Here is a 12,883-nt window from a genome sequence, read left to right as displayed (position 1 = left end):
TCCTAGGCTCTTTTTATCGTTTATTTTTCTGCAAAAATATTCATCGCATTTTCATAGCTTAAAATTGTTACAATATCATTCCTCTTAAGAATAATAACCTTATTGGTATCATCTTTGGATACAATTTCAACTGTATTTCCAATATAAATATCCTTACTTGATAAGTAAACTAACAACTCTGTCTTATCACGAACTCGTCGTACAGTAACACGTTCTCCAGGTTCAAAATTAAGAATTGACGTAGTAAAAATTTCTTTATATTGATCACCTCTAGGAATGACGCCTCCATGAGGGCATGTTTTCGGAAAATTTAAAATCTTATCTAAACGCTCTACAAATAAATCTGATATCCGATGTTCAAGTATTTCAGCTTCTTGATGAACCTCTTCCCAATTATATTGTAAAATTTCTATTAAAAATAATTCTAGTAATCGATGTCGTTTTATGATGTCTAACGTTTGCTTTAACCCTTCTTCAGTTAAACGGGCACCTTTATAATGTTTTGTTTCAACATAGCCTTCCTTTTCTAAACGCCCTACCATTTCACTTACTGATGGTGGTTTGATATTTAAAAATTGCGATAGTTTTTTATTTGATACAAAGGACACGTCGCCATCATTAGTCAAAATTGCTTTCAAATAATCCTCTTTTTCTTCAGTTAACATCGTTTCACCTCACACATTCACTTTATTGTACCATGAATTAACTTGACATGTTAAAACTTTAGAGTATATTATAAAATAAATTAGGTTAACCTAAACTTTTTATTAGGAGGTTTTAATTATTGCTCGAAGTGAATCATTTGAATTTATTTTTGGGAAAAAAGCACATTCTTAAAGATATTACATTCTCATTACCTATAAATGGTGAAATCATTGGTATTGTAGGACCTAATGGTGCCGGTAAATCATCTCTTCTCAAAGCATTTATCGGAGAATTTAAAGCGACCGGTAAACATACATTATATGATCACCCTATACATACACAACTTAGATATATTACATATATCCCACAAAAAGCTCATATTGATTTAGATTTTCCTATAAAAGTGGATCAAGTGATACTATCAGGATGTTATGAAGACATTGGATGGTTTAAAAAAGCAAGTGTAGTTGAAAAAACGAAACTTAACCAATTACTTAATGATTTAGAACTCGACCATATACGCCATCGACAAATTGCAGAATTAAGTGGTGGACAATTGCAACGTGTTCTTGTTGCAAGAGCACTTATGAGTAATAGTGATATTTATTGTTTAGACGAACCTTTTGTTGGCATCGACATTTATAGCGAACAACTTATTATGAAGAAAATTAAACATTTAAGACATATGGGTAAATTGATTTTAATTGTTCATCATGACTTATCAAAAGCAGATCAATATTTTGACCGCATTTTATTATTAAATCAATCGTTGCAGTTTTTAGGGCCAACAAAAGAAGCATTATCATCTGAACGATTAAATGCAACTTTCATTAATTACAAAGATGATTCGCTTTTAACACTATCCTCACAAGGGAGTACGAATTAGATGTTAGATTTCATTAACCATTTGCTTAGTTATCAATTTTTAAATCGTGCATTAATCACATCTATTTTAGTTGGGATTGTATGTGGAACGATGGGTAGCATTATTGTTTTACGTGGTCTTTCTTTAATGGGTGATGCCATGAGTCATGCTGTTTTACCAGGTGTTGCTTTATCTTTCTTATTTAATATTCCAATGTTTATCGGGGCACTTGTAACGGGAATGCTTGCAAGTTTGTTTATTGGTTTTATTACTTCAAACAGTAAAACAAAACCAGATGCTGCAATAGGAATAAGTTTCACTGCATTCCTAGCATCTGGCGTCATAATTATTAGTTTAATCAATAGTACAACAGATTTATATCACATTTTATTTGGCAATTTATTAGCAATTACACATCAATCATTTTGGACAACAATTGTCATTACTGTACTGGTTATTTTACTTATTATTATCTTTTATAGACCTTTAATGATTTCAACATTTGATGCAACTTTTAGTCGTATGAGCGGGCTGAACACAACATTAATTCACTACTTTGTCATGTTATTACTCGCACTTGTAACTGTTGCGAGCATACAAACAGTTGGAATTATCCTTGTAGTTGCTTTACTAATCACTCCAGCTTCTACAGCTTTTTTAATCAGTAAACAACTTTATGCCATGATGGTAATTGCAAGCATAATCAGCGTGATAAGTTCGATTATCGGTCTATATTTTAGTTATATATATAATATTCCAAGTGGAGCAACTATTGTAATCTGTACCTTTATGATTTATATTGTAACGCTATCAATTACTAGAATTAAAAATAAACAAAAAAGGAGCGCTTTAACGTGAAAAAAATTCTCGCTTTAGCAATAGCATTTTTAATTATCCTTGCCGCATGTGGGAATCACAGTAACCATGAACATCACTCACATGAAGGAAAATTAAAAGTTGTAACTACAAACTCTATTCTCTATGACATGGTTAAACGTGTCGGTGGAAATAAGGTCGATGTTCATAGCATCGTTCCAGTAGGACAAGATCCACATGAATATGAGGTTAAACCTAAAGATATTAAAGCATTAACAGATGCTGACGTTGTATTTTATAATGGTTTAAACCTAGAAACTGGAAATGGTTGGTTTGAAAAAGCACTTGACCAAGCAGGAAAATCAACAAAAGATAAAAATGTGATAGCAGCATCAAATAATGTTAAACCAATATACTTAAATGGTGAGGAAGGTAACAAAAACAAACAAGATCCACATGCATGGTTAAGTTTAGAGAATGGAATTAAATACGTAAAAACAATACAAAAATCACTAGAACATCATGATAAAAAAGATAAGTCTACATATGAAAAACAAGGGAATGCATATATATCAAAATTAGAAGAACTTAATAAAGATAGTAAAAATAAATTTGATGACATACCCAAAAATCAACGTGCCATGATGACAAGTGAAGGTGCATTTAAATATTTTGCTCAACAATTCGATGTTAAACCAGGTTATATTTGGGAGATAAACACAGAAAAACAAGGTACACCTGGTCAAATGAAACAAGCCATTAAATTTGTTAAAGATAATCATTTAAAACATTTATTAGTCGAAACAAGCGTAGATAAAAAAGCTATGCAAAGTTTATCAGAAGAAACTAAGAAAGATATTTATGGTGAAGTATTTACCGACTCTATAGGTAAGGAAGGTACTAAAGGTGACTCATACTATAAAATGATGAAATCTAATATTGATACAATACATGGTAGTATGAAATAACATGGTAAAAATAGCCCTAAATGATATGTTAATAAGACCGGATTCGTTTTGAATTCGGTCGCTAATGGCAACGAAGACTTTAGTTGAAGCAACTTATTATAAGCCAACTTTCAACTCAGTCATCGTCTGCCATTATATTGAAAAATTTTGAGCAGAGGATTACTCCTTTATACTCATCATACTATATAACTAGTAGTCCCATATCGTGTGGTTTTATATTACCCTCCTATAATATAAACAACATCTTTTACACACGATATGGTGGTATTAGTTAGCTGTGCATTATCATAATAAACTGAAGCCCCACCCTCTCCGTAAATGGTGCTTTAAATAATGATGATGTACCAATACATTACTTCATATTTTTGAGCGATAAATGTGAATAATGTATATACAATGAATATCTAATTACTTGTGTCATTATATAGTAATTAGTATTTATAAGTTCTATTCAATTTTTGAATAGTTACTAAAGCCACAAATAATCACTCAGTTATCTCCGTGGTATCCATTATCCTCCCCATGGAGAGGTTAGTTGCACTAATCAGTTGATATTAGTGCAACTTTTTCATTTTAAATAAAATTTTAAACTACATGAATACGATCTATACAAATATGTTTAACCGAGCAATATATTCTAAACAACCATTTCCTTTAAAATGAGAAAAGCTTCCAAATCAACTTTAGTTTAAGAAGTCATTTGGAAGCTTTGCTTATATATTATTTTTTATTCATTATGTCATACTATCTACAATTACCATTTCATCATAATTAATGGATTCTCTTAATTTTAATGCAGTACCTTCTGTTATCTCATCATTTTCAATTAGTTCTCTTAGAATACGACGTTGTTCTCTTAAAGCATTTAATTTAATTTTGGTAAGTGTATCTTCATGTCTGGAATTAAAGAAATTGTTTGGTGTTAAGTTATCTATTCTCATCAGATATCCATCGCAAATCATACCTACTTCTAGTTTATTATCAGTAGTAGCTTCTTTGGCTAAACGACTTACGACGTTATAATGAACAAGCTTATTGATTTTACCCAATTCTAATAAGTTATCAGTAACACTAAGAGATGATGCCGAATTAATTTTTGTTTTTACACGACGTTTCAATAGCATTCCTCTTAAACCAACAATAATTCGTCTTAATAACGAAGCTTGTTTATACACTTCTGTTCGTTCAGCGTAACGCATATAGTTTTCAAGAACACTCTCAGTAATTTCGCCATCATCAACCAATTTCTCTAGCGTTTTTGTTTCTACGTTAAATGCAATCTTTTGAAGTCGTTCTAGTTCTTTGGAGTTTTCATCTTCCTTTTCAACCGTTTTTAAAAATGTGAGTTTATCGTGGTAATCTTTAATGACGTTTCCATAACGGTAACTCGTTTCAAACGTCGATTTTTGATTTAGGTAATCGATAACATGTTCTAAAATGTAGATTCTCGCCTCTTTAAATGACATATTACCTATCTTCACTTCAGGGCTATCAGGCGTTACTAAAGGCAGAATGACTTGTGCAATAATTAAACTTAATATTACCATTCCGGAAGCAATAAATAATAAATCATTTCGATAAGCAAATGTTTCATGATTTGCTAATAAATATGGCAAGGTTAAGGCGATTGCGAGTGAAATGGTTCCATGTACACCACATAGAGTCATGATTAGTGCATATAAGCTACGCTTAGGTTTACTCTCAGTAACTTTATCTTCATCATTTTTAGAAATCATTTTTTGGAATGGACTGACAGATAAATAGAAATAAGGATAAAGTACATATACCCACACAAATCTAAAGAGATACACCGCAAGAGCGACTAGCAATGTGATGACGATTAAGAATAATAAATTATGCGGTTCAGTTTTAATAATTTTCACTATTACCTCAGGTACTAAAAAACCTAAGATTGAAAACACAAAACCATTTAAAACGTAGCCTAAAATACTCCATGTGTGATTATAGCTCATCTGTAATTGTGTTCTCGTTTGAGCTATACGGTCACGTTCAAATCCATGCACGAGTCCCGCAACTACTGCTGCAATAATCCCTGATGCATGGAATAATTCAGCAATCAAATAAGTGACAAACGGCGTCAGCAATTGTATAAATGTAAACATGTTAATGTTCTCAATGCCACGTCTCATTAATGTTAAACGAAATCTCACTAAAGCCATGCCTATAATTAGACCAACAATAGCACCTCCAATAGAGGCAATCAAAAATTGTTGAATCGCATCAAAAATGGAAAAAGTTCCAGTAATCAATACACCTACGGCAATTTTAAATGAAATGATACCTGCAGCATCATTAAGTAAAGATTCACCTTCAAGAATGGTCATTGAACCTTTTGGTAAAACCTTACCTTTCGTGATTGCTTGTACCGCAACAGCGTCTGTAGGACAAAGTATAGCCGCAATTGCGAAAGCAGCACCTATAGGTAATTCAGGCCAAATCCAATGAATAAACAATCCTACGCCTATAACGGTAGTTATGACAAGACCTAGAGCCATCATCATAACAGGTTTGATATACTTCCTTAAATGTACTCTTGAAACATTAACACCCTCAACGAATAGTAGTGGTGCAATCAATGTAACCATAAATAATTCAGAATCAAAATTGAATTCAACTGGAATGGGAGTGAGGTATAAAATCATCCCAAGGAAAATTTGGATAAATGCAAGAGGTACTTTAGGTATGAAAGTATGTACAAAGGAGCTCACAATAACTAGTGCGACAAATATGAGTAGAGTTTCAAATATCTCCACACTTTCACCTCTTTATTAATTTTTAATTGCAAATTTAGTCATCAAAACAATAAAAAGTTGCAAGGTTATCTACTGCAACACTGAAGAAGTGAAATAATAACAATAGAGTCATTCCTGTAAGGACATAACTATTAACACTCAATCATGCCACAAATATACTATTCAAAACTCAATTATTTTCTTTATCAGTGAAATCAAACATGAACATTTAAATTAACTTATGAAGCTCGCTTCTTCGAACGAGAAAATGCTTATGTGTAATTTCATTGAAAAAATTAGTGACAACTGTCATTCACAATTATTCTTGTTTACAATTTTATCATTTATTAACCAGATTCTTAAATAAATAGCTTTTATATCATTAATATCTTCACCTCAGATATACAAAAAACTACTAGCATATAAAAGATATATCTTTTATATGCTAGTAGTTTAAAAGCTTAAACAATCAATCGTCCATTTTATTAATATATTCTTTTTCTTTATAGTATAATTTTTCTCGTCTTTCTTCTCGTAGTTTTGCACGTTTTTTTAATTCTTCTGGCGTATTAAACTCTTTTTGGCTTAATAAGATAGTAGATTGTCTAGATGCATCGTCTTTCCTGTACATATATGCACCATTACGGTAGGCCGCTCTACTTATCAAATGCATTCCAACCGGAGATGTAAGATTGATAAAAACTAGTGATAATAATAATCTGACACTGAAAAAACCTGAATTCACAATAAAATAGATCAGTACACCAACTACAGTTAGTAATACTGACAATGTAGAACTTTTCGTTGAGGCGTGACTTCTTAGAAAGACATCTTGAAATTTTACAATCCCTATTGCACTAATTAATGCAATAATACTTCCTAAGAAAATAAGTATCGAAGCAATAAGACTAACGATGTCTTTTATGATTTCCATTGAAGACACGTCCTTCCCCGATGAATCTTGAAATTGAGACCGAACTGACAAACGAAATAATTGCAATTAACATGATTGAATCTAAATAAGACACTGAGTTAAAAATAACGCTCATCACACCAACAATAGACATAACAACAGCACTCGAGGCATCAAATGATACAACTCTATCAGCAGTAGTGGGACCTTTAATTAATCTGACTAGACAAACAAGTAGTGCCATACCAAAAATCACTAATGCACTTATAATAAATATTTGAGTGAACATTTCAATCATCGTGTCACCTCCAAAATTAAATCCTCATACTGCTTAATACTTTTTAGAAGATTTTCTTTATCTTTTTCTGACACATCAATACTGTGAATAAAAAATTTATTAGTATTTTTAGAAATTCGAATAACTGTCGATCCTGGAGTAATAATAATTAAAATCGTTAAAAAAGTAATAGCCCAATTACTTTTTAATGAAGTTTCATATGTGAGTAAACCTGGATTAACTTCATTCGTCTTAAATAAGATGTAATTTATGGTACTTATACTAGAAGTAATAAGCTGGTATAGGTATACAGCTAAAAATTTAATAGCCACCCATATCTTTTTCAAATAAAATTCTTCACCAAAAAAGCGATGCAGAATATAAATCACAATTAAACCAATTAAAAATCCAGCAAAGAAGGTTGTAAATTTAAATTCATCTTCATCTTGAAAGAGTACCCAAAGGAACGCGATAACAATATTTAATACAACTTGCTTCACTTATGATTAACCTCCTTCAAATGTGTATTTACATTCTTTTGAAAGACATCTTCTTTCATATTAAGATTTGTTGCATCCTCTGTTACTTTCAGAACAACAGGGGCTGCAATACCCATCGCTAATACCACTACAACTAAAACACTAAGTAAACCTTTACGATAAATAGGTAGTGGTCTAAATTGTACTTGTTCTCCGTCAGCATCACCAAAATACATTATAAACATCACTCTAAAAAGACTATACATAGCAATTAAACTTGTCACAATCATAAGTGCTAAACCAATATAATTACCATTTGTAATAGCCCCTTGGAATATTAAGACTTTACCCGGAAAGCCACTAAAAGGAGGTACGCCACCTATAGCAAAAATTACCACGACAAATGCAACACCAAAGAATGGTTCTCTTTTTGCCAGTCCACTTAAATACTGATAATTTCGATAGCCTGACATATAAACAAGACTACCAATTACAAAAAACAATAATGTCTTAACGATAATATCATTCGCTAAATAGAAGATAGCACCATTTACACCTGATATAGTATGAGAACCTAAACCTAAAATAATGAATCCAATAGACAAAATAACTTGATAAGCCGCAATTTTCTTAATATCTTTGTAAGCGATGACACCAAATGCACCGATAATCATTGTGATACAAGCCATAAACACGAGCAATGTATGCGTGACGCTTGGATGATGGTCGAATAGTAAAGTAAAAAAACGAATAAGCGCATAAGCTCCAACTTTTGTCATCAATGCTGCAAATAACGCGGCAAGTTCCGTATTAAGCACTGCATATGCTTTAGGTAACCACATGAAAATCACTAGTGCTGCCTTTGAACTAAAAGCAACTAGAAATACTAAAGATATCATCGTTATTGTTTGGTTATTTTCCATATGATTCAATCGCATCGCTAAATGTGAGAAATTAAGTGTTCCGACTGTCTTATATAACATGCCAATTCCTAATAAAAGCAACCACGAACCTAAAATATTCAGAACAACATATACTATCGCTGCACGTAATTGTTCAACAGATTGTCCTAATGTAACAAGTACAAACGAAGCAAGAAGCATAATTTCAAACATCACGTATAGGTTAAATAAATCAGAAGTTAAAAACGAACCAATAACACCTACTGTTAATAAAAGAATAAATGTAGGAAGGTGAAATCGATTGACTCGCTTCTCCCCTCTACCAAAGCCGTATGCCATTATTAGCGTAACAACAAAAGATGATACTGACACCATAAGCAGACTCAGTGAATCACCTAGAAATTGAATGCCGAAAGGTGCTTTCCATCCCCCAAAATCAAGTGTTATCGGTTTATGATTAACGACATAAATAAGTAAAGCAATTGAAATCATTGTATTAACAATCATAGTTGTAATGGATAGGATTTTCGAAATACGATTTTTATTTTTAGTGAAGACTAAAATTAAAGCACATACAAAAGGCAACAACATAGGCAATATTATTAAATTACTCATCATCTTCATCACCTTTCAATGCACTTATTTCATCCTCTTTAGTTACTCTGTAAGTTCTATATATTAACACCAATAAAAACGCAGTCATACCAAATCCAATCACAATAGCTGTTAAAACGATAGCTTGTAATAAAGGATCAACAAAGTTTTGAGCATGACCTTGAATTAGCGGTTCAGACATATGAGGTCCATATTTCCCCATACTCATAATAATTAAATTACCGGCGTGTGTATAAATAGAAATACCAATAACAATACGAATTAAATTAATAGATAAAATCATATAAGTTCCAATAAACACTAAAAATCCTATCACAAGGAGTAATATTAAATTCATGATCTACCCCCACTTATAGATAGCATAACTGTAACAATCACACCTACTACTGTTAATAAGATGCCAAGCTCAAATAAAGTCACAGTAGTAACATGAACATGTCCTAGTAATGGAAATGTTACATTTGCTTCAGTTTGATATAAAAATGGCTTCCCAAAAAACATAGGCACTGATGCAGTTGCAACAGATATGAGTGAACCTATAATCATTAATTTTTTAAAATCAATAGGCAAGCTTTTCAACACTTCATTTACATCAAAGGCAAGAAACATTAAGATAAATGCCGAGCTAAAAATCAAGCCACCAATAAAGCCACCACCTGGATTATTATGGCCAGCAAAAAATACATAAAATCCAAATGTTAACAAAATAAACACTACAATTTTTGTAACTGATTTAAGTACTACATCATTCTCTTTCATCTTGCCCCCTCCTATCTTTGTAATTAAGTAACGTATAAATACCTAATCCAGCTATGATTAACACTAGTCCTTCAAACATAGTATCTAAAGCTCTGAAGTCACCTAGTATAGCATTGACAATATTTTTTCCACCTGTAAGTTCATATGCATCTTCATAAAATTTAGCAATTGAAGGCATACCATCTGCTTGTTGAGCAACAAAAATAAGTGATACCACCGTCAATGCCATAACAAGTGACACAATGATTTTGAAGGTCTCTTTTTTTAAATTTGCCTTAACTCGAGGGATGTTAGGTAGTCTCGAAAAACTAACAATAAATAAGATTGTCGTAATAGTTTCAACAACTAACTGTGTTAAAGCTAAATCTGGAGCTTTCATTGCAATAAAATATAATGTAACTGCGAATCCAATCATTCCATTCAATACCACCATCGTTAGTCGTTGACGAATAAAGATTAATGAAATGCCGATAATCAATGTTACAACTGATAAGATAACTTCCAACGGTCCGAAAGAACTAATATGAAGCTGATGTACATGAGGAAAACCCACAGTCAAATATCCATAAACTACAATAGCTACAAAAATAAATAATGTAATCATGATGTAATAATTCAATTTATTATTCATCAATGCACGTATACCACGGGCTGAGTATAATTCAAATTCTCTATAAATTTTCCGATAGCCATCTGTAATCGAAGCACTTTTGATTATTTGATGCGTAACCTCTTTCCAATTCACAACTAGAGCTAAAATAAGTCCAATAATAATAACAACTATACTTAAAATTAATGGAAGATTCACACCATGCCACTGAGAAATATGTGGCACAAATGCATCAACCTCCGCACCTATCCCAGATACAGATCTGGTTGCGGGCAAAATAACAAAGTTGCCAAAAACGTTTGGAACAAAGAAGATAACTGGAATGAGTAACATTAAAATCACAGCTGGTAAACTAAATAGCCATGGTTCATGTATTTGTTTACGTTTAAATTTTTCTATATTGTAATTTCCCCAGAATGTTTCTTTTATCATGTAAAGTGCATAAGTAAAAGTCAATATACTCGCGATGACACCTATTGAAATAATCACAAACGTTAATACGAAGCCATATTGATCAAGTTCGTTTGCTTTAGTTAACGAATCTAAAAACATTTCCTTACTTAAAAAGCCATTTAAAAAAGGAACACCTGCCATAGATAATGCAGCGAGCAACATGACAATATGCATTTTAGGGAAGACTTTACGCATACCATTTAGCAAACGAATATCACGTGTTCCGGACTCGTGATCAATGATACCAACGCCCATAAATAATGCACATTTAAAAACCGCATGATTCATTAAATGGAATAAGCCAGCAAATAAAACTAAAATATAAAACTTAGACAATTCATCTGATGTGTGCTGAGCATAACCGCCACCTAGACCTACCATTGTCATAATCATACCTAATTGACTTATTGTAGAATAAGCGAGTATACCTTTTAAGTCGTATTGTCGTAAAGCAGTTAAAGATCCAAATAACATAGTTATTAGACCAACAAATGTCACTGTATAAATATAAACATTACTAAGTCCCAATAAAGGTGTAAATCTAAATAGTAAAAAGATTCCAGCCTTTACCATTGTTGCCGAATGAAGATAAGCACTTACTGGTGTAGGTGCTGCCATGGCCTTTGGTAACCAAATATGAAACGGAAATTGTGCAGATTTGGTAAAAGCACCTAATAATAGCATCAAAATCATTGGTATAAATAAAGGATGTCGTGAAATTGCATTGCGTTGATTAAGGATATCAGTAATTGTGTTTGTTCCTGTAATGATATATAAAATGATAAATCCTGTTAATAACGCTAGCCCACCAAACACTGTAATCATGAAAGATTGAATGGCGCCTAATTGACTTTCACCATTATTGTACCAATAGGATATAAGCAAGAATGAGGAAATACTTGTGAGTTCCCAAAATACATACATTAAGATGGTATTATTAGCTATTACAATGCCAATCATACTGAACATAAATAATAGTAAATAGATGAAAAATCTAGGAAGATTGTCCGTACTGTGGGATAAATATTGCGTAGCATAAAAAAATACACCCACACCTATTAGCGAAATAATTAAGCCGAACATTAAACTTAAACCATCTAATCTTAAATCTAAATTAATATCAATTGAAGGCATCCATGGTAATCGAACAGCAATAAACTTATTTCGAATCACATCTGGTATTTTCATAATAAAATATGTAGATGTCACAATAGGAGCTATTAATGCAACATAGCCCGCAACCTTTCTTAGTTGACGATGACTCAGAGTGAATAAAACTATGAGCATGACTAATAAATTAGTCGCCATAAGATATACTAAACTCATTTAACCCCTCCTTTTCTTTTTACATTTATATTAAGTGTAATCATTGTATGGCGATTTGAAACATATCGTATTTCAATAAATCTCAATATTTCTTAAGTTATCTGATATCCAAAATATTGTTGAATGATAGAAATTAATATTCCCGATTGAAAGAGAAGATAATCAAATGTTTTTCTTAAATTAGTTAAACTAACAGGTTTTAATCCTTATTATGGTGCAACACGATTTATGATTTGATATTGCTAGTTGATTTGAATGAGTTTATTGAGCATACATAGATTCAAGCACTGTCGCTTTTTTTCTGAATTGGCATATCACAAAAAGGTAACTATTCTTATTTATATCCAAAAGGGAATAGAACTTTATTTTATATAAGATAGAATCCATGAGGCTATAATTTTTCAATCATCGATAAACTTAAACTAATTCATTCTCATATTGGGAGATCTTAATATTTTAATTCATATATAAATAGTAATTTTAGACACTGATCAATCTTTTA

At 31.8% G+C, this 12,883-nt stretch carries 12 protein-coding genes; 3 read left to right on the top strand and 9 right to left on the bottom strand.

The window, feature by feature from the left end; genetic code table 11:
* Nucleotides 1-20 precede the first annotated feature (20 nt).
* Nucleotides 21-665: a metal-dependent transcriptional regulator gene (locus AC1Q7N_RS06135; protein ID WP_001832139.1), complete on the bottom strand. Its 645-nt coding sequence runs from the start codon at nucleotides 663-665 to the stop codon at nucleotides 21-23.
* 119 nt (nucleotides 666-784) lie between these two features.
* Between AC1Q7N_RS06135 and AC1Q7N_RS06130 the strand changes: the two genes are divergently transcribed.
* The 3 genes from AC1Q7N_RS06130 to mntC are packed head-to-tail and all read left to right on the top strand — an operon-like array spanning nucleotide 785 to nucleotide 3,294.
* Nucleotides 785-1,531, top strand: a complete 747-nt coding sequence (locus AC1Q7N_RS06130; RefSeq protein WP_001832084.1) for a metal ABC transporter ATP-binding protein — start codon at nucleotides 785-787, stop codon at nucleotides 1,529-1,531.
* Nucleotides 1,532-2,368, top strand: a complete 837-nt coding sequence (locus AC1Q7N_RS06125; protein ID WP_001832042.1) for a metal ABC transporter permease — start codon at nucleotides 1,532-1,534, stop codon at nucleotides 2,366-2,368. It abuts the gene before it with no gap.
* A complete protein-coding gene (mntC, locus tag AC1Q7N_RS06120; protein WP_001832103.1) occupies nucleotides 2,365-3,294 on the top strand; it encodes a manganese ABC transporter substrate-binding lipoprotein MntC in 930 nt (309 codons plus the stop codon). The genes AC1Q7N_RS06125 and mntC overlap by 4 nt, the downstream gene beginning before the upstream one ends.
* A 734-nt stretch (nucleotides 3,295-4,028) precedes the next feature.
* Here the strand turns inward: mntC and AC1Q7N_RS06115 are convergent.
* From AC1Q7N_RS06115 to AC1Q7N_RS06080, 8 genes are all read right to left on the bottom strand, one after another.
* Nucleotides 4,029-6,068 carry a cation:proton antiporter gene (locus AC1Q7N_RS06115; protein WP_001832160.1) on the bottom strand — a complete coding sequence of 680 codons (2,040 nt, stop codon included), beginning with the start codon at nucleotides 6,066-6,068 and terminating at the stop codon, nucleotides 4,029-4,031.
* Between the two features lie 448 nt (nucleotides 6,069-6,516).
* Complete coding sequence (gene mnhG2, locus AC1Q7N_RS06110; protein ID WP_001832099.1) at nucleotides 6,517-6,981, bottom strand: Na+/H+ antiporter Mnh2 subunit G; 465 nt, start codon at nucleotides 6,979-6,981, stop codon at nucleotides 6,517-6,519.
* Nucleotides 6,956-7,258, bottom strand: coding sequence for a Na+/H+ antiporter Mnh2 subunit F (gene mnhF2, locus AC1Q7N_RS06105; RefSeq protein WP_001832031.1), 303 nt, complete (start codon nucleotides 7,256-7,258; stop codon nucleotides 6,956-6,958). Before mnhF2 ends, mnhG2 begins: the two co-directional genes overlap by 26 nt.
* Nucleotides 7,255-7,737 (bottom strand): Na+/H+ antiporter Mnh2 subunit E, encoded by a 483-nt coding sequence (gene mnhE2, locus AC1Q7N_RS06100; protein WP_001832121.1) that lies wholly within the window; start codon nucleotides 7,735-7,737, stop codon nucleotides 7,255-7,257. The genes mnhF2 and mnhE2 overlap by 4 nt, the downstream gene beginning before the upstream one ends.
* Complete coding sequence (gene mnhD2, locus AC1Q7N_RS06095) at nucleotides 7,734-9,236, bottom strand: Na+/H+ antiporter Mnh2 subunit D (RefSeq protein WP_011082609.1); 1,503 nt, start codon at nucleotides 9,234-9,236, stop codon at nucleotides 7,734-7,736. Before mnhD2 ends, mnhE2 begins: the two co-directional genes overlap by 4 nt.
* Nucleotides 9,226-9,570 carry a Na+/H+ antiporter Mnh2 subunit C gene (mnhC2, locus tag AC1Q7N_RS06090; RefSeq protein ID WP_001832057.1) on the bottom strand — a complete coding sequence of 115 codons (345 nt, stop codon included), beginning with the start codon at nucleotides 9,568-9,570 and terminating at the stop codon, nucleotides 9,226-9,228. Before mnhC2 ends, mnhD2 begins: the two co-directional genes overlap by 11 nt.
* Nucleotides 9,567-9,992 carry a Na+/H+ antiporter Mnh2 subunit B gene (gene mnhB2 / locus AC1Q7N_RS06085; protein ID WP_001832105.1) on the bottom strand — a complete coding sequence of 142 codons (426 nt, stop codon included), beginning with the start codon at nucleotides 9,990-9,992 and terminating at the stop codon, nucleotides 9,567-9,569. The genes mnhC2 and mnhB2 overlap by 4 nt, the downstream gene beginning before the upstream one ends.
* Nucleotides 9,979-12,381 carry a DUF4040 family protein gene (locus tag AC1Q7N_RS06080; protein ID WP_002438805.1) on the bottom strand — a complete coding sequence of 801 codons (2,403 nt, stop codon included), beginning with the start codon at nucleotides 12,379-12,381 and terminating at the stop codon, nucleotides 9,979-9,981. The genes mnhB2 and AC1Q7N_RS06080 overlap by 14 nt, the downstream gene beginning before the upstream one ends.
* Between the last annotated feature and the right edge of the window lie 502 nt (nucleotides 12,382-12,883).

The sequence above is a fragment of the Staphylococcus sp. GW823-FHT05F06 genome, assembly GCF_058795495.1.
Note: the sequence above shows the minus strand (reverse complement) of the source record. Positions and strands in the feature narration are given on the sequence as shown.